This is a genomic window from Spirosoma panaciterrae DSM 21099 (genome assembly GCF_000374025.1).
GTDB lineage: Bacteria > Bacteroidota > Bacteroidia > Cytophagales > Spirosomataceae > Spirosoma > Spirosoma panaciterrae.
On the sequence record NZ_KB893217.1, the window covers coordinates 49,489 to 73,632 of the forward strand.

Annotated in this window: 21 protein-coding genes and 1 pseudogene; 16 read left to right on the forward strand and 6 right to left on the reverse strand. The window is 48.6% G+C overall.

The genetic code is table 11. The annotated features are described in order from the left end of the window. Positions 1 to 348: 348 nt before the first annotated feature. The 3 genes from B153_RS0127695 to B153_RS0127705 all read right to left on the reverse strand — a co-directional run bounded on the left by B153_RS0127695 (position 349) and on the right by B153_RS0127705 (position 3,058). A complete protein-coding gene (locus B153_RS0127695; RefSeq protein ID WP_020600007.1) occupies positions 349 to 1,170 on the reverse strand; it encodes a hypothetical protein in 822 nt (273 codons plus the stop codon). 125 nt (positions 1,171 to 1,295) lie between these two features. Continuing rightward, positions 1,296 to 2,114 carry a glycoside hydrolase family 16 protein gene (locus B153_RS0127700; RefSeq protein ID WP_020600008.1) on the reverse strand — a complete coding sequence of 273 codons (819 nt, stop codon included), beginning with the start codon at positions 2,112 to 2,114 and terminating at the stop codon, positions 1,296 to 1,298. Positions 2,115 to 2,203: 89 nt separating this feature from the next. After that, complete coding sequence (locus tag B153_RS0127705) at positions 2,204 to 3,058, reverse strand: alpha/beta hydrolase (RefSeq protein ID WP_051097366.1); 855 nt, start codon at positions 3,056 to 3,058, stop codon at positions 2,204 to 2,206. 144 nt (positions 3,059 to 3,202) lie between these two features. On the opposite strand from B153_RS0127705, the gene B153_RS0127710 reads away from it, so the two are divergent. The 3 genes from B153_RS0127710 to B153_RS0127720 all read left to right on the forward strand — a co-directional run bounded on the left by B153_RS0127710 (position 3,203) and on the right by B153_RS0127720 (position 5,749). Next, positions 3,203 to 3,907: an esterase family protein gene (locus B153_RS0127710; RefSeq protein ID WP_020600010.1), complete on the forward strand. Its 705-nt coding sequence runs from the start codon at positions 3,203 to 3,205 to the stop codon at positions 3,905 to 3,907. Positions 3,908 to 3,992: 85 nt separating this feature from the next. Then, positions 3,993 to 4,436 (forward strand): DinB family protein, encoded by a 444-nt coding sequence (locus tag B153_RS0127715; protein ID WP_026262507.1) that lies wholly within the window; start codon positions 3,993 to 3,995, stop codon positions 4,434 to 4,436. Positions 4,437 to 4,675: 239 nt separating this feature from the next. Then, a complete protein-coding gene (locus B153_RS0127720) occupies positions 4,676 to 5,749 on the forward strand; it encodes an ATP-grasp domain-containing protein (protein WP_020600012.1) in 1,074 nt (357 codons plus the stop codon). Between the two features lie 121 nt (positions 5,750 to 5,870). Here B153_RS0127720 and B153_RS0127725 read toward each other — a convergent pair whose 3' ends face one another. Next, a complete protein-coding gene (locus tag B153_RS0127725; protein ID WP_020600013.1) occupies positions 5,871 to 6,950 on the reverse strand; it encodes a hypothetical protein in 1,080 nt (359 codons plus the stop codon). 254 nt (positions 6,951 to 7,204) lie between these two features. On the opposite strand from B153_RS0127725, the gene B153_RS0127730 reads away from it, so the two are divergent. Beyond that, a complete protein-coding gene (locus B153_RS0127730) occupies positions 7,205 to 7,621 on the forward strand; it encodes a hypothetical protein (protein WP_020600014.1) in 417 nt (138 codons plus the stop codon). Between the two features lie 11 nt (positions 7,622 to 7,632). Here B153_RS0127730 and B153_RS0127735 read toward each other — a convergent pair whose 3' ends face one another. After that, on the reverse strand, positions 7,633 to 7,971 hold the full coding sequence (locus tag B153_RS0127735) for a hypothetical protein (RefSeq protein WP_020600015.1): 339 nt from the start codon (positions 7,969 to 7,971) through the stop codon (positions 7,633 to 7,635). Positions 7,972 to 8,053: 82 nt separating this feature from the next. Next, the gene (locus B153_RS0127740; protein ID WP_020600016.1) at positions 8,054 to 8,266 is read right to left on the reverse strand and encodes a hypothetical protein; all 213 of its coding nucleotides are present in this window, start codon (positions 8,264 to 8,266) and stop codon (positions 8,054 to 8,056) included. A 512-nt stretch (positions 8,267 to 8,778) separates the two neighbouring features. Between B153_RS0127740 and B153_RS0127750 the strand changes: the two genes are divergently transcribed. The 12 genes and pseudogenes from B153_RS0127750 (at position 8,779) to B153_RS0127810 (ending at position 24,124) form a co-directional block, all read left to right on the forward strand. After that, entirely contained in the window at positions 8,779 to 10,437 is a 1,659-nt protein-coding gene (locus tag B153_RS0127750; RefSeq protein ID WP_020600018.1) for a TldD/PmbA family protein, read from the forward strand. Between the two features lie 111 nt (positions 10,438 to 10,548). Beyond that, positions 10,549 to 11,880 carry a TldD/PmbA family protein gene (locus B153_RS0127755; RefSeq protein ID WP_020600019.1) on the forward strand — a complete coding sequence of 444 codons (1,332 nt, stop codon included), beginning with the start codon at positions 10,549 to 10,551 and terminating at the stop codon, positions 11,878 to 11,880. 143 nt (positions 11,881 to 12,023) lie between these two features. Beyond that, a pseudogene (locus tag B153_RS37425) lies at positions 12,024 to 12,311 on the forward strand (GxxExxY protein); the annotation flags it as partial. 35 nt (positions 12,312 to 12,346) lie between these two features. Next, complete coding sequence (locus B153_RS0127760) at positions 12,347 to 13,987, forward strand: TldD/PmbA family protein (protein WP_040762232.1); 1,641 nt, start codon at positions 12,347 to 12,349, stop codon at positions 13,985 to 13,987. A 99-nt stretch (positions 13,988 to 14,086) separates the two neighbouring features. Then, positions 14,087 to 15,436 carry a TldD/PmbA family protein gene (locus tag B153_RS0127765; protein WP_020600021.1) on the forward strand — a complete coding sequence of 450 codons (1,350 nt, stop codon included), beginning with the start codon at positions 14,087 to 14,089 and terminating at the stop codon, positions 15,434 to 15,436. A 341-nt stretch (positions 15,437 to 15,777) separates the two neighbouring features. Further along, positions 15,778 to 17,418 carry a TldD/PmbA family protein gene (locus B153_RS0127770; RefSeq protein WP_040762235.1) on the forward strand — a complete coding sequence of 547 codons (1,641 nt, stop codon included), beginning with the start codon at positions 15,778 to 15,780 and terminating at the stop codon, positions 17,416 to 17,418. 84 nt (positions 17,419 to 17,502) lie between these two features. After that, a complete protein-coding gene (locus B153_RS0127775) occupies positions 17,503 to 18,867 on the forward strand; it encodes a TldD/PmbA family protein (RefSeq protein WP_020600023.1) in 1,365 nt (454 codons plus the stop codon). Between the two features lie 294 nt (positions 18,868 to 19,161). Beyond that, positions 19,162 to 20,802: a TldD/PmbA family protein gene (locus tag B153_RS0127785; protein WP_020600025.1), complete on the forward strand. Its 1,641-nt coding sequence runs from the start codon at positions 19,162 to 19,164 to the stop codon at positions 20,800 to 20,802. Positions 20,803 to 21,006: 204 nt separating this feature from the next. Beyond that, entirely contained in the window at positions 21,007 to 21,444 is a 438-nt protein-coding gene (locus B153_RS36055) for a putative toxin-antitoxin system toxin component, PIN family (RefSeq protein WP_020600027.1), read from the forward strand. Positions 21,445 to 21,455: 11 nt separating this feature from the next. Further along, the gene (locus B153_RS0127800; protein ID WP_020600028.1) at positions 21,456 to 22,793 is read left to right on the forward strand and encodes a TldD/PmbA family protein; all 1,338 of its coding nucleotides are present in this window, start codon (positions 21,456 to 21,458) and stop codon (positions 22,791 to 22,793) included. Between the two features lie 74 nt (positions 22,794 to 22,867). Next, positions 22,868 to 23,386, forward strand: coding sequence for a GNAT family N-acetyltransferase (locus B153_RS0127805; protein WP_040762262.1), 519 nt, complete (start codon positions 22,868 to 22,870; stop codon positions 23,384 to 23,386). 66 nt (positions 23,387 to 23,452) lie between these two features. Further along, positions 23,453 to 24,124, forward strand: coding sequence for a Uma2 family endonuclease (locus B153_RS0127810; RefSeq protein WP_020600030.1), 672 nt, complete (start codon positions 23,453 to 23,455; stop codon positions 24,122 to 24,124). The last annotated feature ends 20 nt before the right edge of the window (positions 24,125 to 24,144 follow it).

The window sequence follows — 24,144 nt, forward strand, 5'->3', positions numbered from 1 at the left end:
CCAGAAAAAATCGATCCCAAATAAAAAGAGAATGACAACAGCTGAAAAAAAAGCGATTTTTCGATGATTCTCATTCTGGATAAAACCTTTAAAAATGAGAATTTTAGTCAGGAATGAATTTAAACTAAAAACGTAATCCAGATAGTGGTTATGAAGAGAAAATTGCACTAATACCCAGGACGTGCAGTCGACAAGGCACGAAATAATAACTGACAGAAAAAAAATACGCAACAACGGGTCGAAATATGCCCAATGCCTATACCCCACCCAAAGAGGCAGGATATAGGACGCCATTTGCAGATAAAAACTGATAAAATAAATATCTGGCAGCGACATTACCATTTCGATTTAATAATCGTTATTGCCACAGATGTTTGTTGGATTGGGTGGACATTTTAAGGGGTCGTCTTTACCCATCGTTGTATAAGAGGGATTTACTTTAAATACCAGGAAAATCTTCTTTTTCGATTCGTCGTAAGCAAATTGTATGGTTATCCCGTCTTTCTTTCCTTTTACGACTTCCCGATCAAAAATAGCCTGAAGTCGTTTTTTCCCAACGATATTGCCCTCATAGTATTCATACGTTGGAGGCTTGGCCAAAGGCTCGGCCTGGGGAAAGTGAGCATCATGATATTGACCTGACCACCGATTAACATCTTGTCCAACTTCACGAACCGAGTCATTGTCCGTGAGCCATTCGAAGGCACTCATGCCTGCTTCTGCTCTCGTTGTACGGCCAATGGGGGATGTATATACGTGTGCAGCTAAATCCGGGTAAGACCAACCAGACAGCGGATCAGTTGGCAGTTTATGTGTAAGCGATTTAGGTGTGGCGAAAATCAGTCGCAAACGTAAATAAACAAAATTGTGTTGCGGCTTCCCATTGCCAATACAGTAACAAAAAGCTATGGCATATAACTTCTCTGGCCCCTTCGGAAATTGGTCTGGAAACACAGTAGCTGGGTTCAGAATCTGTTTCCAGTGAGCCTTAGAAATAAAAAAAGGGATTTGATTATACCCTTGCTGGCTAACTATACGATTAAAATTAGCAATGCATGAATTAAGATAAACAGCAGAACCTTTGCCTTCTACTACATCGAATAAGCCCTCTTCAGGCGCATAACGAGGATCAGCTAAATTAGGAAATGAGACAGGATACGAGTTAGCCATAGAGTCGTTCAGGAAAAAGGTGAATAGATTAAGTAATGTATAAACAAACGCAATTAATTGTGCTTTACAAAACTACATCGCTCCCTCTCCTTCTTTCAATCCCATAAACATGGGACCCTGCTCGCTTATTGATACACCCGTACGTAATCGACTTCCATATGCTGCGGCCAGATGCTTTCGTCAACGCCTTTCTGTCCGCCCCAGTTGCCGCCAACGGCCATATTCAGGATCAGAAAAAACGGCTGTTCGAACGGCCACTGGGCTATTTCACTACCTAACGTGGCCTTCTCAACGGTGTAATATTTCTGGCTATCGACGAAAAAATCGATTTTGTCGGCCGTCCATTCAATGGCATACAGGTGAAAATCGGTGCCTACATTTTTTACGGTTACCTCCTGCCCTTTCTGGGTTTTCTTCCCGTGATTATAGGCTTCGGTATGGATGGTTCCGTGAACAACGCCTTCATCGAACCCGACATGCTCCATGATGTCGATTTCGCCACAGCGGGGCCAGCCTACTGTCGAAATATCAGAACCGAGCATCCAGATGGCAGGCCAGGTACCACGTCCGGTAGGTAACTTCGCCAGTGCCTCAATACGGCCATGCTTCCATTCCACTTTTCCCTTCGTCACCAGCCGGGCTGAGGTGTAGTTTTTCCCTTCCCAGGCTTCTTTGCGCGCTTCGATAATCAGTTTGCCGTTTTCAATGCGTGCATTTTCAGGTCGTCGAGCTGTATAGTACTGAAGTTCGTTATTTCCCCAGCCATTTCCCCCAACTTCATACCCCCATTTGGTCGAATCGGGCAAACCGGGCTCAGTAAATTCATCCGACCAGACCAGTTTATAGGCTCCTCCGTCTGTATGTGTCGAAATGGGTAAATCGGGGCTTTTAAACGCCAGCAAAGCACTCACTGCCAACAGGTTTATGATCAATACCGTTTTCATAGTGTATGCAAGCTACCAAATTTATCCAGTCTTTACCAAGCCGTTCATCAGTACACCCCCACTCTTTCACTCTTTACACCCCCACTCTTTCACTCTTTAGGAAAAGCCCAGGTCAGGAAATCGGGCATGATTTCGCTCCAGGTTTCCTGGTTGTGCTTTCCCCCTTGAATCTCTACATACCGAATATCGGACGATTTTGCCCCTACCGAATACGTGTATCCTTTTTTGACAAGCTCGCTGATCAGGTCGAGCGTGTCATCGATGGAGTCGATGACTCCATTGTTGTTTCGGTCGCTGGTTTCGTCTTCGGTGCCGGTTTCAAACCAGAATTTGAGGGATTTATGATAATGGCCTTTCCGGACCAGATCATGCATAATCCGGTCGGTTTCATCCCGATACCCATCGGCTGTACTTTTACTCCGCCACCAGAACGACCCTGAAAATACACCTGCTTTCGAAAACTGATCGGGGTGATGAAACACGATATCGAAGGCTGATAATCCACCCAACGAAAATCCGGCAAATACACTGCTGACCGGGTCGGTTTTTATACGATAGTGTTTTTTGATGTAGGGCAACAATTCCGTCCGTACAAAGTCGGAGTACAAGCCAGCCTTACTGCCTCGCTGCATGTAATCGGCCTGTGCGGCTGTTCCATATTCCTGAATCCGGTCGCCAGCATGAATAGCCACTAGAACAAAGGGCCGAATTAGCTGTTTTCGATACAACGACTCCAGAACGGCCTTCATGTTCAGGCGTTCTAAATCCTGTCCATCGTTCAGATACAAAACGGGATAGAGCATTCGGGAAGCCTCATAACCGGGCGGGAGCACAACATCTAAATGAACCGTTCGGTTAAGCGGAACGGAGTGTAACGAATCATCGCGCCGAACCGTTACGGTGGAATGTTCAGCGTAAGAAAGGGCCGGTATAACGTCAGCCATAAGCACAAAAAAAGCCAGAAGTGTATGAATCACAATCCACAAAGTAGCTAATTTTTTCGATACTGACTGCTTTGTTTTTGTCGGAGACGGCGATTTGTCCTATTTTCAACCCGATTTATCGGTTCTCATCAACCTACTACGAACGTGCAGGAAGATTATCGCAAATGGTATTCGCATCACCTTGGCCGTGATATCGAGATGTTGGTGTATGGCAACTGGGGCTACCCGGTGCTGCTCTTTCCAACTTCTATGGGCCACTATTATGAATATAAAGATTTTGGTTTGACCGAAACAGCGCGTTGGTTTGTGGAAACCGGCAAAGTCAAACTTTTTTGCATCGACAGCATCGACCGCGATAGCTGGTACGCCAAGCATCTGCATCCGGGCACCCGCATCTGGAATCATGTGCTCTACGACCGTTTTCTGCATGAAGAACTCGTGCCCGGTATACAGCGCGAATGCAATGTTCGGAAAATTGGCGTTTCGGGGGCGTCGTTTGGCGGGTATCACGCGCTGAATTTTGCCTTTCGTCATCCAGAGCAAGTGGGACACCTGCTCACAATGGGCGCTGCGTTCAATATCAAATCGTTTCTGGGTGGGTATTACGACGATAACGTGTATTACAACAACCCTCCCGACTTCCTGCCTAATGCGCACAACGACGAATTCTACCACATGAACATCGTGCTGGGTACGTCGGAATACGATTTCTGCAAAGATGACAACTACCAGATGTCGGGTATTCTGAGTCGGAAAGGGATTCGGCACCGGCTCGATGTGACCCCCTGGGGAAACCACGACTGGCCCGTCTGGAAAGACCAGTTCCCAAGGTATTTAAGCATGATATAATGCGTATGTATGATGTATGATGTAGGATATACTCCTCAACTATCCTACATCATACATCATACATCATACATATTTCCCACCTCCTATGCACACACTTGATCGACTCCGAAGGCATATGGATGATGTGCCTCCTTTACTTCGGGCACTATCCGAACAGGAGCTTACCCAGCACCTTCCCGGCAAGTGGTCGCGTAAGCAGGTATTGGGCCATCTGATCGACTCGGCCATCAACAATCTGAAACGGTTCACCGATGCCCAGTTCGCCGACGAGCCGTATCCGATTCAGCCGTACAACCAGGATAAGCTGGTCGAAGCTAACCAGTATCAGGCTTTGCCAGTACCTCATTTGCTGACACTCTGGAGCAGCCTTAACCTCCAGATTTGTTACGTTGTCGAAGCCATGTCGGCCACCATCTTATCGACTCCGATTCTACTGCCAGCCACTACACAGACCGAGACGAAGACTTTGCAGTGGCTTTTTGATGATTATGTCGTCCATATGGAGCATCATGTAAAAACGCTCATCTAAACTTCATTGGTATTTTTGGGTTTTAGACGAACTAATGAACTGAAAACGAGCCGATGTTAATAGATCGTTTGGTTCGTAATTTTATTAGCAAACTATTCATTCCAACTTTCCTGAAGCGCCCCCTGCTTCCGCCTTGCCCTTTTTTGTTTTTGATGAAAAACAACCGCAACTTGCCATCGTAACGAAACAGACAATCAGGTTCTTTGTTATCACTTTATTCAGCAAGTAACCGTTTCACTATGAGTAAGAAAACCAAAATAGGCATCCTGTTCGGCCAGGAAAATACCTTCCCACAGGCATTTGTCGACCGGGTCAATGAAAAGCAAAGTGCTTTCCCAGCCGAATTTGTTGCGATCGAGCAGGTTGAGCAAAGCGTTCCCACCGATTACGCAGTCATCATCGACCGAATTTCACAAGATGTGCCTTTTTATAAGGCGTTTCTGAAAAATGCAGCCCTGACGGGTACTGCCGTTGTAAATAACCCCTTCTGGTGGAGCGCCGACGAGAAATTTTTCAACAATGCTCTGGCTGTGCAGTTGGGCGTTCCTGTTCCCAAAACCATTTTGCTGCCTTCTAAAGAGCGGCCGGACGATACGAACCATAATTCGTTCCGCAATCTGCGGCATATGAACTGGGATGCCATTTTCAATCATATTGGTTTTCCGGCCTTCATGAAGCCTCATGCAGGCGGGGGATGGAAAAGTGTTTATAAAGTCGACAATCCCGAGCAGATGTTCAAAGCCTACGACGAAACAGGTCAGTTGGTTATGCTCTATCAGGAAGCCATCGACTTTACCGATTACTTCCGGTGCTACTGCATTGGCGGGAAAGATGTGCGGATTATGCCGTACGAACCTCGCAATCCACACCACTTGCGGTATGCTGCCCAGATGAAAACCACCGGCGATGCGGGCAAGAAGTTGCTGGCCACGATGCACGACTATGTGCTGAAACTCAATCATGGTCTGGGTTATGATTTCAACACGGTCGAATTTGCCGTACGCGACGGTATCCCCATCGCCATTGATTTCTGCAATCCGGCTCCCGATGCGGATGTACATTCGGTAGGTCAGGAAAACTTTGACTGGGTTGTTGAAGCGGCTGCCAATATGGCCATCGAGCGGGCTAAGAAGGCCCAGAAAGGGGGCGATAACCTAACCTGGGGAACCTTCGTGCGGGGTTCGGTTATGGGTTCGGAAGCCACCCCAGCTTCAACGCCCAAAGCCGCTAAAGCATCGAAACCCAAAGAAGCGCCAGAACCGGAGAAAAAGGCTGACGCCAAAGAAAGTAAGCCCAAAAAGGCGAAAAAGTAAGCTTTGAGCTTTCTTTTTGCACTTGAGTTTTTGTTCATCCCGACCGGTTCGTCGGTCGGGATGAACAAAAACTACACTGATTTATAGGTGATTAATCTGCTCAGGTAATTAACCAACCGATTTATTTCCTGTGGCTTCTAAGCCATCGATCTACCTCCCCGGCTATCGAGAATCGAACCCCTTTAAATTGTTCGGGTGGCGTAGTCTCCAACGCCTGCTTTAGTCTGACAATACTCGGATAGAAATCGAATCCCTGGTTCATAAACTGATCGTCGATGGCTCGTAGCACATTATCGATGCCATACATATCAAAGCTCCAGTGCTGGAGGTTATTGCTATCTTTAATATCCGCTTTAATTTTTTCTGCCAGCCACAAAATACTCTCATTCAAAGGCCCCACAAATTGAGCGGGATGCTCAACCTGATTACCATCCAGAAAATAATACACCTCCCGATACGATCGTCCATCTTTCAGTAAGGCCAGAATTTCGGCTTCCCAGTTCGGATGAGCCTTAATTTTTTCAAGAGCCGCTGCCCGAACATCATCGTCCCGAAAACGATTCGAATGACTTAAGAGATTAATGATCGGATCGGTCGGTTTTTGGGCCGCAATTTCATCCATTATTTGCTGGTGCCACCGATCGCGTTGGGCGCCCTCTTCCGCTGCGTAGGTCTGAGCCGATTTTGCCGACTCGCGCAGGTAACCCAGTAGTAACCCACCACTATATACGATACCGACACCAAGTGTAAACCAGAAGGGCATTTTGAAGGCATATGGAGAGGCCGTTGATTGCCAGCTTACATTGAGCGACAGAGCGCAGGTTACCATCCAGGGCAGCGCTAGCCATATCTGCCCATTCCAAACCGCCAGCCAGTGTAAAAATTCCGGGTAAAGCGTGTCTGTATACCATTCCCATTTAAAAACAGCACAACAAAAAGTCGTCAACGCCATAACAAGCCAGGTCAACAGGACAATCAGCGTACGCGTACCCGTATCCTGTGAAACCCAGTTGAATCCACCGCTCACGTTAACCGCAATAGCCAATGCCAGACTCGTTAGGGCAAAGCCTGCTCCACAAAAGAACAGAACCAGCCCATATCCCATTGCGTTATCACCCGACATGTTCGGTTTTGAGGCAGTGATCATAGCCAGCCCAATGTAAAAGCAAGCGGTCAGAAAGAAGAAAATATAACCAAACATTCGTGAATGGAATCTAAAGAGTACGAGTCATGCGTAAGGTTCGGCCCAATAACCCTACGCAAATATGAATACAATAGCCTCCGCCTATAAATGGTTAATGAATGACTGGTATCGTTGAGTATATAACTGGTGTAAAAGTTCGGTCAATTTACTAATCCGGTTAGGAATCCGTGAGGATGGAAGCCAATGTTTTTTTCACCCTTTTCCAACCCTGATGCTAGAAGCCGAGTCTATTCGGGGAAATAGCCCGTCTTATGCGTATCGTCTCTACGTTCGTTTTGCTGCTCCTCAGCCTTGGTTTTCTAGCCTGTAAACAATCCAATACCGTTTCGCCCGAAACCATAACCGGCGTATGGATCGAAAGTTCAGCCCGTAAAGACACGCTTATTTTTAACCCGCTCTATCAGGGCGCTCCCCTACCCAATACCCTCCGGGTGAATCGTGAAAAAGAGCTTAATTCGAGTGGTAGCCTTTTACCGAAAATAGGTAGTGGCCTTTATCAGTACGAGTTACAGGGCGATAGTATTCTGGTGCAGAGTCTTTTCTCCAGTTCGTCGAAGCGAACCGGCTACCGCATTGGCCTACAGGGCGGTAGATTAATACTCGAAAACTTTTTTGAATTAGGCTTCAACCAGCCTGCCACCGCCACCCGAACACTGGTACGATTGTAGGGGAATTTGAACTACTCTTCGCCGTCTTCAATACTTGCAAGCAATTCGCTAATTCTACTATCTGTGAGCGTTGAAACTTCTGACTTATCATAAAGCGCCAGAAGATAAATCTTTTGTTTGATAACTAACACATTGGTAATCACCCTGCCCCCGCCAGACTTTCCTTTCCCCTTACTTTTTATAGACAAGCGTACTTTAAAACAACCTTTCCCCAAAGCGTCACCCTGCATTGGCTCTTTTTTAAGGGACTTTTGTAAATCCAATAAATCGTCTTTCAATGAAGGAAATTTCTTCGCCAGACGCTTTACGTCACGGGCAAAGTCATCAGTGATAACAACCTCGTACTCCATTGCCCTGTTTTTTTTACAAAACTATATAGTGGGCTCCAAAAACCTGTTCTATACTATTATTATAAAATTGTCTATTTCTACCTCAAAGTGTTTCAAGAAAATCATCCAGCGTTTTTAACTCTATCTCTCCACGCTGGTCTGCTTTAGCCTGCTTATAAGCACTTTCGATTCGCGTTAATACGGCCTTTTCATTATCAGAAGCCTCATCACTTACTTGAATCGTTGCTCCAATTGCTTTAGCTAATTCTTCGAACAGCACTTTATACTGATCATTTGTTTCTATCACCAATGTCATATCACAATGGGTTTATTGTCTACAAAATTACGAAGCCTATCCTATTAATCCCAATAATACCCTCATAACCCAATTGCCCTGGGATCGATACCTGTATCGCGGGCCGAAGCCCGCAGAATAGCCAGCATTTCGCCATAGCTGAATAGCCTACCATCAATATAATCATATTCCTCAGGGCGGTCCGACGTTTCGGTCGGCGAAACTACGTTTCTCCTCCAGATCGCGGATATTGGCATGGATCGAAATCAGCACATCCTGAATAAACTCTTCTAATTGTTGTGCCTGCATGGCCGTAACGTAGTTGAACGCGTTTTTTGCTCTCTGTAAATGTGTTGCCAATAAGTATTTTTACCGAATAATATTAGGTAAAGCCTCGTACTTACCGATGTCATTCTCCATAAAATAGCATTTTTATTACTATCTGTTCAGCATTTTTAGCCATATTCGTAGCTTTTTACGGGATTACCCGCTTAGTCATCAACAAGTAACCCCTTTAAGTTTTCAATTTCTACATGCAAAGACGAAATTTTATCCAGTTGTCTGGACTAGGCATTGGTGGCCTGTTGACAACTGGAGTGCCGGTATTGGGCCATTCTGTATCGTCCGAATACCTGCTGGAAGCCAGTGGCCGGGGCGTAGGCATCGACAACGCTACCAAGAAACGCCTGGCCGATATTGCCCTCAATGCCGCCAAAAGTAAAGGCGCCACCTACACCGATGTTCGGATTGGCCGCTATCTGCAGCAATTCATGTTTACCCGCGAGATGAAAGTGCAGAACATCGTCAACGCTGAGTCGTTTGGGGTGGGCATTCGGGTCATCGCCAACGGCACCTGGGGATTTGCCGCCACCAGTAACGTTACCCCCGATGGCATTGCCAAAACCGCCGAAACCGCTGTAGCCATTGCCAAAGCGAATTCAAAACTCCAGACCGAGCCGGTTCAACTGGCTCCGCAAAAGGGCGTTGGCGAGGTAACCTGGAAAACACCCATCAAGAAAAACGCTTTCGAAATTCCGGTCCAGGAAAAAATCGACCTGCTCATGAAAGTAAACGGCGAAGCCATGAAAAATGGCGCAGCTTTCATGACGTCGAACCTGTTCTTCATCAACGAGCAAAAGTATTTTGCCTCTACCGATGGGTCGTATATCGATCAGGACGTTCATCGCATCTGGCCTACGTTTACGGTATCGGTGGTCGATCGGGCGGCTGGCAAATTCAAAACCCGCGATGCGCTCAGTTCGCCAATGGGTATGGGCTATGAGTACCTCGACGGACTGGCATCAGAAAAAATTGCAGCCCCCAATGGACTGATCGGCTATCGTAATTCCTACGATATGGTCGAAGATGCCATTCTGGCGGCCAAACAAACGAAAGAAAAACTGACAGCCAAAACTGTTCAGCCCGGTAAGTATGACCTTGTCCTGGACCCCAACCACCTCGGCCTGACCATTCACGAATCAGTTGGCCACCCTACCGAACTTGATCGCGTACTCGGTTACGAAGCCAATTATGCCGGAACCAGCTTTGCTACGCTCGACAAATGGAAAAGCAAGTCGTTCAACTATGGTAGTAAACTGGTGAACATTGTGGCCGACAAAACCCAACCCAATACGCTAGGCACGGTTGGCTACGACGATGAGGGTGTTCCCTGCAAAAAGTGGGACCTAATCAAAGATGGTATTCTGGTAAACTATCAGGCCATTCGTGACCAGGTGGCTATTCTGGGCGAGAAAGAATCGAACGGCTGCTGCTACGCCGACAATTGGGACTCGGTGCAATTCCAGCGGATGCCGAACGTATCGTTACAGCCTGGCACCGAAAAGCGCTCGGTAGCCGACATGATCAAAGGCGTCGATAAAGGGATTTATATTATCGGCCGGGGCTCCTATTCCATTGACCAGCAGCGGTATAACTTCCAGTTTGGCGGACAACTGTTCTACGAAATCAAGAACGGTGAAATCGTTGGGATGCTCGATGATGTAGCCTATCAGTCGAACACGCAGGAGTTCTGGAATTCCTGCGCCCAGCTTTGCGACAAAGACGACTACCGCACCTTCGGCTCGTTCTTCGATGGCAAAGGGCAACCTTCGCAGGTCAGCGCCGTTTCGCACGGATGCCCAACCACGCGCTTCAACGGCGTCAACGTAATCAATACCGGACGGAAAATATAACTAATAGTAATTAGGAGCGAGTAGTGAGGAGCGAGAATGCTGGCGCAAGCCAGAGAGTAGGCGCCAGCATTCTCGCTCCTCACTACTCGCTCCTAATAGTCCTTAAAAAACATGGCTATCTTAAGTAAAGAAGAAGCAAAGAAAATAATCGACAAAGTCCTCTCGTATTCGAAAGCCGACGAGATGAGCGTCAACCTGTCGGGCGGACGGACGGGAAATATCCGGTATGCCCGCAACTCGGTATCGACCAGTGGCGAAGGCACGAATCTATCACTGGGAGTCACGGCAGTATTTGGCAAGAAAAGCGGTACAGCTACCGTCAACGAGTTTGATGATGCTTCCCTGGAAAAAACCGTTCGGCGGGCCGAAGAGATTGCCCGACTAGCGCCTGAAAACCCGGAGTACATGCCCGTTCTCGGTCCACAGACGTATTTATCGACCGATCCGTATTCAGAAAATACGGCCAAGATGGACCCAGCCTACCGCGCGCAGGCTACCTTCGATAGTCTGGATCCCTGCCGCAAAAAGAATCTGGTAGCGGCCGGATATATGGAAGATTCGACCCGTTTCAACGCCATTGGCAACAGCAAAGGTTTATCGGCTTACAACCGCGAAACATCTGTCGAATTCTCCATCACCGTTCGTACAGCCGACGGCTTAGGTTCGGGCTATGCTACTCAGGACGTGACGGATGTATCGAAACTGAGCACGAAAAACATGACCGAAATTGCCATGCAAAAAGCCATGGCATCGACCAATGCCCGTGCACTGGAACCCGGCAAGTACACCGTGATTCTGGAACCAGCTGCGCTAGTTTCTAATGTTGATGCATCGCTCATGGTGGCGCTGGTTCGGTCGATGGATGCCCGGAATGCCGACGAAGGGCGTTCGTTCCTGAGCAAGAAAGGGGGCGGTACTCGGCTGGGTGAAAAACTGTTCGACGAACGCGTAACCATCTACTCCGATCCAACCAACCTCGAAGTACCAACCAGTGCGTTTAGTGGCGATGGCCGACCGCAGGAAAAAGTAACCTGGATTGAAAAGGGTGTTGTCAAAAATATGCCTTATTCCCGCTACTGGGCCGAAAAGAAAGGTGTTCATGCGACCCCTCCTGGCGGCAACTTCATCATGGAAGGCGGCACCCAATCGCTGGCCGATATGATTAAAAGTACGGAGAAGGGTATCCTCGTCACCCGGCTCTGGTACATCCGTCCGGTCGACCCACAAACGCTGCTTTATACGGGCCTTACCCGCGATGGGACGTTCTACATCGAAAATGGGCAGATCAAATTCCCGGTCAAAAACTTCCGGTTCAACGAAAGTCCGGTTATTATGCTCAACAACCTCGAGGCCATGGGCAAGCCCGTCCGTATTGGTGGCAACCTGGTTCCACCCCTCAAAATCAGAGACTTTACCTTTACAAGCTTGTCAGATGCAGTATAACTAATTATTACACAGAGATGCACGGAGAACCTCAGAGATCCACAGAGTACAATTTATCAACAATAGTTATTGGTAAAGCCATTGAGGTGCATCGGGCATTAGGGCCAGGTTTATTGGAATCGGCATATTAAGAGTGTTTATTCTATGAGTTAACCCAGGCCGGTCTTTATGTTGAACGGGAGAAGCCGCTACCAATTGTTTATAAAGAAGTTCGTTTAGAACATGGCTATCGGCTTGATTTATTGGTTGAGGGAGAATTAGTTATTGAGTTAAAAACGGTAGAAGCCATAACTGACGTTCATTCCGCTCAGGTTCTGACTTATCTACGTCTCGGAAACTTTCCACTCGGCCTATTGATCAACTTTCACGTCAAGATGTTACGCGATGGCATCAAACGTTTCTCTAATTTTTCGCTCCGTGAATCTTTGTGATACTCTGTGTATCTCTGTGTAATAGCCTGAAAAATATGAACCGCCGAGATTTTAACCAACTTTTAGGCATGGGAGCCGCCGGAATGGTGATGTCCAATTTGCCTGCTTTTTCCCGTTCTGTACCGGCTGAAGCCCTGCTTGAACCGGGCATGGATGTGTCTAAAAAGAAACGCCTGGCCGATGCCGCGCTGAATGCGGCCAAAGCTAAAGGCGCTACCTATGCCGATGTGCGCATTGGCCGCTACCTGAACCAGTTTGTGCTCACCCGCGAAAATAAGGTGCAGGGTATCATCAACGCCGAATCGTACGGTGTCGGGGTACGCGTCATTGCCAACGGCTGCTGGGGATTTGCCTCTGTGGGTGACGCCCGCGACGAATCGGTTGTGGCAAAAGCCGCCGAGACTGCCGTCAACATCGCCAAAGCCAACGCCCGGCTCCTTACCGAACCTGTCCAACTGGCTCCGCAAAAAGGCTTTGGGGAAGTAAGCTGGAAAGCCCCCATCAAACGCAATGCGTTCGAAGTGCCCGTTAAGGAAAAGGTCGATTTACTGCTGGCGGCCAACGCAGCGGCTATGCAGAACGGCGCCAACTTCGTCAACAATGTTCTGTTTCAGATCAACGAGCAGAAGTATTTTGCTTCGACCGATGGCACTTATGCCGATCAGGATATTCACCGTATTGGGCCAAACTTCACCGTTACGGCTGTCGATCCTGCGAATGGACGCTTCTCAACGCGTAACTCCCTAAGTGCGCCTATGGGTATGGGGTATGACTACCTGCAAACCAATCCGGCCGATAAAGTTACGGGCGTTACAACCCGCTATAACAAAGGTTACGACATGATGGAGGATATTGTCGCAGCCGCCAAGCAGGCCAAAGAGAAGGTATCGGCCAAGTCGGTCGAAGCCGGTAAATACGATCTGATTCTCGATCCGTCGCACATGTGGCTGACCATTCACGAATCGGTGGGTCACCCCCTCGAACTCGACCGTGTGCTCGGTTACGAAGCCAACTATGCGGGTACGTCGTTTGCGACTCTCGACAAATGGCAGACCAAGAACTTCAACTACGGCAGTAAAGAGGTTAACTTCTTTGCCGATAAAATCCAGCCGGGTTCGTTAGGTGCCGTGGGCTGGGACGATGAAGGGGTAAAAACCAAGAAATGGGATCTGGTAAAAGACGGTATTCTGGTCAATTATCAGGCCATTCGCGATCAGGTGCATATCATTGGCGAGAAAGAATCGCAGGGTTGCTGCTATGCCGACAACTGGAGTTCAGTGCAGTTCCAACGGATGGCCAACGTATCGCTGGCACCGGGCAAAACGCCACTGACCGTCGATCAGATGATCAAGGATGTCAAGAAAGGTATCTACATCATCGGTGATGGTTCCTTCTCAATTGACCAGCAACGCTACAATTTCCAGTTTGGCGGGCAGTTGTTTTACGAAGTGAAAGATGGCCAGATTGTGGGTATGCTGAAAGACGTTGCTTATCAGGCCAATACTCGCGAATTCTGGAACTCCTGCGTAGCCGTTTGTGATGAACGCGACTACCGCCTTGGCGGTGCCTTCAATGACGGTAAAGGCCAGCCACCGCAATCAAGCGCGGTTTCACACGGCAGTTCCACCGCCCGTTTCAACGGCGTCAACGTGATCAATACGGCAAGAAAAATTTAAAAATCAGGAGTTAGGAGCGAGTAGTGAGAAGGGCTGGCGAAAGCCCAAAAGTATGCGTCAGCCCTTCTCACTACTCACTCCTAATTCCTACCTACCGATATGGCTATCTTAAGCAAAGACGAAGCAAAAAAAATAATCGACAAAGTCCTGTCGTATTCGAAGGCCGACGAAATGAGCGTTGGTCTGAATGGAAGCCGGACGGGCAACATTCGGTACGCTCGTAACTCGGTATCGACCAGTGGCGAATCCGACAATCTAGGGCTATCGGTAACGGCCGTTTTCGGAAAACGGTCGGGTACGGCAACCATCAACGAGTTTGATGATGCCTCCCTGGAGAAAACCGTTCGTCGGGCGGAAGAGATCGCTCGGCTGGCTCCCGAAAATCCAGAATACATGCCCATGCTTGGGCCACAAACGTATCTGGAAACAGCTACCTACGCCGAAAGCACTGCCAAAATCAACCCTGAATTCCGGGCGCAGGCCGCTTTCGACAGCATCGATCCCTGCAAGAAAAAGAACCTGACGGCCGCCGGATATATGGAAGATAGCACCGGATTTTCGGCTATTGGCAACAGCAAAGGATTGTTCGGCTATAACAAATCTACGAACGTTGATTTCTCGATCACCGTTCGTACCGCCGATGGTACGGGTTCTGGCTATGCCAATCCAGACGTAACCGATATCAGCAAGCTTAGCACCAAAGCGTCTACCGAAATTGCTATGCAAAAAGCACTGGCCTCGGTCAACGCCAAGGCGCTTGAACCCGGTAAATACACCGTGATTCTGGAGCCAACGGCGTCCGTCGAACTATTGCAAAACATGATGCGCAGCATTGACGCCCGCAGTGCTGATGAAGGGCGTTCGTTCATGAGCAAAAAAGGGGGCGGTACACGGCTGGGCGAAAAACTATTCGATGAGCGCGTAACCATTATCACCGATCCGATGAATGCCGACTTGCCGCTATCCCCATTTGGTGGGGGCGGTGGTGGCCGCTTCGGTGGAGGGGGCGGAGAAGGCATCCCACAGGAGAAACGTACCTGGATAGAAAACGGAGTTGTCAAAAATCTGGCGTATTCGCGCTTTTGGGCTGAGAAAAAAGGTGTCAAGCCCGTTCCAGGCCCCAGCGGCTTTATTATGATGGGTGGCACTCAATCCCTGGCCGACCTGATCAAAAGCACCGATAAGGGTATTCTGGTCACTCGATTCTGGTACATCCGCGCCGTTGACCCGCAAACGCAACTCTATACGGGCCTTACCCGCGACGGGACGTTCTATATCGAAAACGGTCAGATCAAATTTCCGGTCAAAAACTTCCGGTTCAACGAAAGTCCGGTCATTATGCTGAACAACGTTGAAGCGCTTGGTAAACCCGTTCGGGCGGGCGGCAATCTGATTCCGCCGATGAAGATTCGGGACTTTACGTTCACCAGCTTGTCGGACGCTGTATAGACCGCTCCATCATGCCTGTTTTTAAAAGCCATTAGCCTTCCGGTTAGTGGCTTTTTTTATGCGCACAAGCCTTTTGACAGGTGCCTGAAATCCGTTCCAAAGTCATACCCATAGTGACACCTAAACATTCCCATTATTTATTTCTATATTTTTAACTATTTCAAATAATTATTCTTCAATTTTTAATAATCATAAAATTATTTTTCAATATTAACTTGATTACCAGATCAATATTCTTCAATTTTCTGATACAATTAAGCCTGAATAAAGGTTTATTGTTTTCCATACCTTTCCTGAACTGTCTACTTCATCTCACTCAATCAACATAGGAGGAATACAATTTGAATCGTCGAGACTTTACTCAGACACTAGGTATGGGAGCCGCCGGGTTACTGCTGCCCAAAATGCCCGCGCTGGCCCGTACCGTTACTGCCGAGGAATTGCTGGAACCCGGTCTGGATCTGCCTATAAAAAAGAGATTGGCTGATGCAGCCTTGAATGCCGCCACCGCTAAGGGCGCAACCTACGCGGATGTACGCATTGGCCGCTACCTGAATCAATACGTTATGACGCGCGAAAACCGGGTCCAGAACATTATCAACACCGAGTCGTTTGGTGTTGGTGTCCGGGTGATTGCCAATGGTTGCTGGGGGTTTGCAGCCATTGGCGACACCCAAAGCGAAGAGGATGTAGCACGAACGGCCGAGAAAGCCGTTTTATTCGCTAAAGCGCATGCCCGGTTACTCAAAAAACCCGTGCAGCTGGCCCCGCAGAAAGGCTTTGGTGAAGTAAGCTGGAAGACAAAAGTTGATAAGCATTCATTTGAAGTTCCCGTTAAGGAGAAGGTCGACCTGTTGCTGACAGCGAATGACATTGCGCTGAAAAATGGGGCCAACTTCGTCAACAACACCCTGTTCATGATCAATGAACAGAAGTATTTTGCCTCCACCGATGGCTCCTACATCGATCAGGATGTTCACCGGATATGGCCCAATTTCACCGTTACGGCCGTTGACAAGGCAAGCGGTCTGATGGCTACCCGCGACTCGCTCAGTGCACCAATGGGGCGGAGTTACGATTACCTGCAAACCAATCCGGCCGATAAACTGACGGGTGTTACGACCCGCTACAACCAGGGCTACGATATGCTGGAAGATGCAGAAGCCGCTGCCAAACAGGCCCGTCTGAAATTGAAAGCCAAATCGGTCGAAGCGGGTAAATGGGACTTAGTACTCGATCCTTCACACACCTACTTAACTATTCACGAATCGGTGGGTCACGCTACAGAGCTGGATCGGGTGCTGGGCTACGAAGCCAATCTGGCCGGAACATCCTTTGCCACCATCGACAAATGGCAGTCGAAGAAATTCAACTACGGCAGCAACGTGGTCAACTTCTTTGCCGATAAAACTCAACCCGGTTCCCTAGGCGACGTAGGCTGGGACGATGAAGGGGTAAAAACCAAACGGTGGGATCTGATTAAAGATGGGATTCTAGTGAACTATCAGGCCATTCGCGATCAGGTACATATGCTGGGAGAAGCCGAATCGCAGGGTTGCTGTTATGCTGACAGCTGGAGTACCGTACAGTTTCAACGGATGGCCAATGTGTCACTGGCTCCGGGCAAAGAGCGGCTCACGGTCGATGAGATGATTCGGGATGTGAAGAAAGGCATCTATATCATCGGCGACGGCTCCTACTCCATCGATCAGCAGCGATATAACTTCCAGTTTGGCGGTCAGTTGTTCTACGAAATCAGAGACGGCCAGATCGTTGGTATGCTGCGGGACGTAGCCTATCAATCCAATACCCAGGAATTCTGGAACTCCTGCGTGAAGGTGTGTGACGAACGCGACTATCGGATGGGAGGCACGTTCTTCGATGGCAAAGGGCAACCTGCCCAGATCAATTCGGTCTCGCACGGCAGTTCTACCGCCCGTTTCAACGGCGTCAACGTACTCAATACCGGACGGAAAATATAAATGGTGATTGAGTGATTGAGCGATTGGGTGATTATACGCTCAACCACTCAACCGCTCAATCACTCAAGTATTCTAAAAGAAACTATGGCCATCATATCGCAGGAAGAAGCAAAGAAAATTCTGGAAAAGGTATTGACGTTTTCCAAAGCCGATGAAATGAGTGTTAGCCTCAGTGGAGGCCGGACCAGTAATATCCGGTATGCGCTCAACAGCGTTTCGTCGGGTGGAGAGGCTGACAATATGTCGCTCCTGATCACGGCTGGAATTGGAAAACGGATGGGTTCAGCCACCGTCAATGAATTCAACGATAAGGCTATTGAACGGACTGTTCGACGAGCAGAAGAAATCGCCCGACTGGCTCCCGAAAACCCGGAATATATGCCCATGATTGGGCCTCAGACTTACCTCGAAACACCCATGTACGCCGATACTACGGCCCAAATGGATGCCGCAACTAGGGCTCAGGTTGCCTTCGATAGCGTAGACGCCTGTGAGCAGAAAAATCTCAGTGCTGCCGGGTTTTTACAGGATACTACTGGTTTTTCAGCCATTGCCAACAGCAAAGGGCTATTTGGATACAACAAAGCCACCTCCGTTGATTTCTCAGTTACGGTACGCACGGCCGATAGTACCGGCTCCGGCTACGTAAACCGCGATTTCAATGACATAAGCAAGCTAAAAACACGGGCCGTTACGGGTATTGCCATGCAGAAGGCACTGGCCTCAACGAACGCCCGCACTCTGGAACCCGGCAAATACACAGTTATTCTGGAGCCGACAGCCATGGGCACGCTTTTACAAAGCATGATGTCGGGCATGGACGCTCGTCTGGCCGATGAAGGGCGGAGTTTTCTGAGCCGAAAAGGGGGCGGTACTCGCCTGGGCGAAAAGCTCATCGACGAACGTATCACCATCTACTCCGACCCCATGAACCCAGAAGCCCCCAGCGAACCGTTTGCCAGTGAAGGCCGCAACCGTACAGGCTCTTTCCTCGGCGGAGGTGTCGTTGGCGACGGGCGCCCACAGGAGAAACTCACCTGGTTCGAGAATGGGGTTGTTAAAAACATGAGCTATTCGCGCTTCTGGGCAGCCCAGAAAGGCGTTAAAGCAGTGCCGCCCCCCACGGGCTTTATCATGGCGGGGGGCAATCAATCCCTGGCCGACCTGATCAAAAGCACCGACAAAGGCATTCTGGTCACGCGGCTCTGGTATGTTCGGATGGTGGATCCCAAAACCCTATTGCAAACGGGCCTTACCCGCGATGGGACATTCTATATCGAAAACGGGCAGATCAAATTTCCGGTCAAAAATTTCCGATTCAATGAAAGCGCAGTTATTGTACTCAACAATGTAGAAGCGCTGGGAACTCCTATGCGGGTCAATGGGAATCTGATTCCGCCGGTAAAAGCCCGCGACTTTACGTTCACCAGTCTATCCGACGCCATCTAAGATCGGGTCATTTGTCTGTTCAGGTAATAGATTCACAGGAGCTGTATGACCATACAGCTCCTGTATGTTTAGGGCCAGGCAGAAAATCAACTGCCGTTCAACCAACTCATCAACCATCCAAACATTTAATCCAAGCATCATTTCCTGATTTGGTTTTTATTCGCAAAAAGCCAATAAGCGTTGGCTATCGGTGTAGTTGATACATTAAAAATTCCAACTTTTAGCGTTCAATCTGTAACTTGGCATAGTTTTAACTACACTTCAATTCATTCAATAAAATAGGAGAACCAAATCTTGAATCGTCGCGATTTCAATCAACTGCTGGGCATGGGAACCGCTGGTATCCTGTTGCCTGCACTGCCTGCCTTTTCCCGACCAGTTAGCCCTGAGATGCTACTGGAACCCGGTCTGGATGTAGCCACCAAAAAACGTCTGGCCGACGCAGCCATGAATGCGGCCAAAAGCAAAGGTGCTTCGTACACCGATGTTCGGATTGGCCGGTATCTGAATCAGTTTGTCGTTACCCGCGAAGACAAAGTCGAGAACATTGTCAACACCGAATCCTATGGCGTTGGCGTTCGGGTTATTGCCGACGGTTGCTGGGGATTTGCCGCCGTAGTCGATGCCAAAAGCGAGGCTGATATGGCTAAAGCGGCTGAAAAAGCGGTTGCCATTGCCAAAGCCAATGCGAAACTGATGAAACAGCCCGTTCAGCTAGCCCCGCAGAAAGGCTATGGCGAAGTGAACTGGAAAGCGCCCATTCAAAAGAACGCGTTTGAAGTACCCATCAAAGAAAAAGTCGACTTGTTGATGGAGGTCAATGGTGCAGCTATGAAGAATGGGGCCAACTTCGTCAACTCCGTGCTGTTCATGGTGAACGAGCAGAAGTATTTTGCTTCGACCGATGGCACCTACGCCGATCAGGACATCCACCGCATCTGGCCTATTTTCAACGTTACCTCCATTGATGCCAAGTCGGGCAAATTTGAAACCCGCAACGCTTTGAGTGCTCCGGTTGGCATGGGGTATGAATACCTGCAAACCAATCCGGCCGATAAAGTTACAGGCATTACGACCCGCTACAACAAAGGCTACGACATGCTCGAAGATGTCATTGCCGCTGCCAAACAGGCTAAAGCCAAACACACCGCCAAGTCAGTCGAAGCCGGTAAGTATGATCTGGTACTCGACCCGTCGCACTTGTGGCTAACCATTCACGAATCGGTGGGCCACCCCCTCGAACTCGACCGTGTGCTCGGCTATGAAGCTAATTTTGCCGGAACCAGCTTTGCTACGCTCGACAAATGGCAGTCAAAAAGCTTCAACTACGGCAGTAAGCAAGTCAATTTCTTTGCCGATAAAACACAGGTTGGTTCGCTGGGCGCCGTTGGTTATGATGATGAAGGCGTACAAACTAAAAAATGGGACCTAGTGAAAGATGGTGTCCTGGTCAACTACCAGGCCATTCGCGATCAGGTACATATCATTGGTGAGAACGAATCGCAGGGATGCTGCTACGCCGATAGCTGGAGTTCAGTTCAGTTCCAACGGATGGCTAATGTATCGCTGGCGGCTGGCAAAACACCCTTGTCCGTGCAGGAAATGATTAAGGATGTGAAAAAAGGCATTTACATCATTGGCGATGGCTCCTTCTCGATTGATCAGCAACGCTACAATTTCCAGTTTGGAGGTCAGCTCTACTACGAAATCAAAGACGGACAGATTGCAGGTATGCTGAAAGACGTTGCCTATCAGTCGAACACCCAGGAATTCTGGAACTCCTGCGTAGCCGTTTGCGATGAGAAAGATTACCGCTTAGGCGGTTCCTTCTTCGATGGTAAAGGCCAGCCTCCCCAATCGAGCGCGGTTTCGCACGGCAGTTCCACCGCCCGTTTCAATGGTGTTAATGTGATCAATACGGCAAGAAAGATATAGGTACTGATATGATGTTCTCACACAAAAGTTTGAGTAACCTACAGCTCGAGTTGTTAAAACTCTATGCCAATGACTTACCCGATGAGCAGCTGAACGACATTAAATTTCTATTAGCTCAGTATTTCGCCCAAAAAGCAACAGAGGCTATGGATAAACAATGGAACGAGCGTGGCTTAACCGAGCAGGATATGATTAATTGGACTCATGAACACAACCGTTCTTCCCATCGTTCTTGACACCAATATTCTGGTTGCTATTATAGGCCGAAAATCTCCTTTTCGATGGCTATTCGACAGTATAGTAACGGGTAAAATCGCCCTCTGTGTTACTACTGAAATTTTACTGGAGTATAGAGAAATTATGGAGCAAAAAAATGGCGAAGAGGTTGCTGAAAATGTTGTGAATTTCATAACAGTAATGCCAACCACTAACCATGTTCAGATTTTTTATGATTTTAATCTCATCGTTGATGATGCTGATGATAACAAATTCGTGAATTGTGCGATATCAGCCAATGCTACCTATCTGGTTTCTAATGATGGGCACTATCAAATACTCCATCAAATCGGCTTCCCGAAAGTGAACTGGTTGACTCTGGCTGATTTTGAATCACGTTATAAAGCATTGTTACTAACCGAGTAAAACCGACCTTTATGGCTATCATCTTAACTGAAGCAGAAGCTAAAGCTCTGCTGACTAAAGTTTTAAGTTACTCAAAAGCGGATGAGTGCGAGGTCAATCTGCTGGGCGAAGAGCGGGGGAACCTGCGCTATGCCCGTAACGAAGTATCGACCAGCGGCTCGCTGATAAATAAAAATTTGGCCGTTCAATCTGCGTTCGGCAAAAAAGTGGGCGTAGCAACCATCGACGAATTCGACGATGCTTCTCTCGAAAAAGTAGTTCGTCGGTCGGAAGAACTTGCCCGGCTCGCACCCGAAAACCCTGAATATGTGGGTGTATTGGGGCCTCAGCAATACATCAAGTCGACAGGTTTCTTCGACTCTACGGCAAAAATCACCCCCGATACACGGGCCGATGCAGTAGCTAAAAGCTTGAAACTGGCTCGTGACCAAAAGCTGGTAGCCGCTGGTTTTTTGCAGGATCAATATGGGTACTCGGCCATGATGAACTCAAAAGGTCTATTTGCCTACTACCCCAGCACGAATGTCAACTTTTCGCTGACCGTTCGGACCGAAGATGGGAAAGGATCAGGCTACGTAGCTCGGGGTTACAGTGATTTTACCAAACTGGATACCGAAGCCGCCACCAAAATAGCCATCCAGAAAGGCCAGGGTTCGGCCGAAGCTCGGGCCATTGAACCGGGTAAATACACGGTTATTCTGGAACCTACAGCCGCAGCTGTTCTGCTCGAAAACATCTACTTCAACCTGGATGCCCGCTCGGCCGATGAAGGACGGTCGTATTTCAGCAAAGCAGGTGGCAAATCACGACTGGGTGACAAGATTGTGGACGAACGGGTTACGATTTACTCCGATCCTACTCACCCCGACCTACCGGCTTCGCCCTGGTCGGGCGATGGGCGGCCGCAGGAAAAGACGATGTGGATTGAGAAAGGCGTAGTCAAAAATCTGGCCTATTCGCGCTACTGGGCTCAGAAAACGAACAAGAAAGCAATCCCTTTCCCCGGTAACCTAATTATGATGGGGGGAAATGCATCATTGGAAGAAATGATCAAAAGTACACAGCGCGGTATTCTGGTCACGAAGCTCTGGTACATCCGCACCGTCGATCCGCAAACGATTCTGCTCACGGGCCTTACCCGCGACGGGACATTCTACATTGAAAATGGCAAGATCAAACACCCGATCAAAAACTTCCGGTTCAATGAAAGCCCGATCATTATGCTGAATAACCTGGAATCGTTGGGCAAACCGGAGCGCGTCGTCAGCACCGAAACTGACCAAAATTATCTGATTCCCCCCATGAAGATTCGGGAGTTTACGTTCACCAGCCTATCGGACGCGGTGTAATGGCCTTATAAAAAGTAAAGTCAATTAACTGGTCGGCCTTCCGGATGGAGAATGGCCGACCAATTTTTAGGTATATGGTTCGTATTCGAAAGGCAACTACACTTGACAAAAATGCCATTTTAGAACTCCACCGGGAAGTGGCCCGAATCAGTCAGGGCATTGCCCGTACGGAACCGGAAATTACGGAGACCTATATCGACACCCTGTTGCAGACAACTGCCCAGCATGGACTGATGCTGGTTGCGCTCAGTGAATCCGATCTGATCATTGCCGAAATTCACGCGTCTAAGTATGAATTGCTCATTTTCGACCACATCCTGACAGGCCTAACCATTGCGGTTCACCCAGCCTATCAGGGTATGGGCGTCGGTAAAAGACTATTTCAGGCGTTTCTTGACGAAATTCAGCAGGTGTTTCCAGAGGTAAGCCGGGTCGAACTCGAATCCAGAGCCTCGAATCAGAAATCGATTGGCTTATATCAAAGCCTGGGCTTCGTGCAGGAAGGCCGGATGAAAAATAAAACCCGAAACCAGGACGGCACCTACGAAGACAGTCTGCTCATGGCCTGGACCAGACCCGGCTTCGCCCCCTGACCCTACCAGCCGTTTCGCTACTGATGCACTTTTTCGTAACTTCATCACTCCATAAGCCTACAATACATGCTCTCAACCCGTGTCAACGAATTGTTAGAAGCGCCCGATGCCAAGCTGGTTATCGAACGGGCGCAGGCTATTCTGGCCGATGAAGCCCAACGCCGTAAAGCATTCCGGGAATGGCTGCGCGACGATATAAAAGCCGAATTTATTAATGGTGAAGTCATTATGCACTCACCCGTAAAACGAAGGCATCTGGATGCAACTGCAAACCTAATGACATTGCTACGCGTCTTTGTTCATCTCCATGATTTAGGAGCAGTCGATTCCGAGAAAGCACTTATTGGCCTGACCCGCAATGATTACGAGCCAGATATCTGCTATTGGAATCAGGAAACGGCCAGCTCATTTCAGGACGATCAGATGGAACATCCAGCCCCGGACCTGATTGTGGAGATCCTCTCAAAAAGTACAACCGGACGCGACCGGGGCATTAAATTTGAGGATTATGCGGCCCACGGCGTTCAGGAATACTGGATTATTGACCCGGTGCGAAAATCCGTAGAACAATACCAACTGGACGAGCCGACGATGGCCTTCGCTTCTGTCGCCACGTTCTACCTCAACGATACACTCACCGCTCTTACCGTGCCCGGTTTTAAAATCCCCGTTCAGGCAATTTTCGACAAGAAAGTTAACCTGGATACCTTACAGCTATTAATGAAAAAGCCAGCCTGAGTCCTGGCTGCAAACGCCCT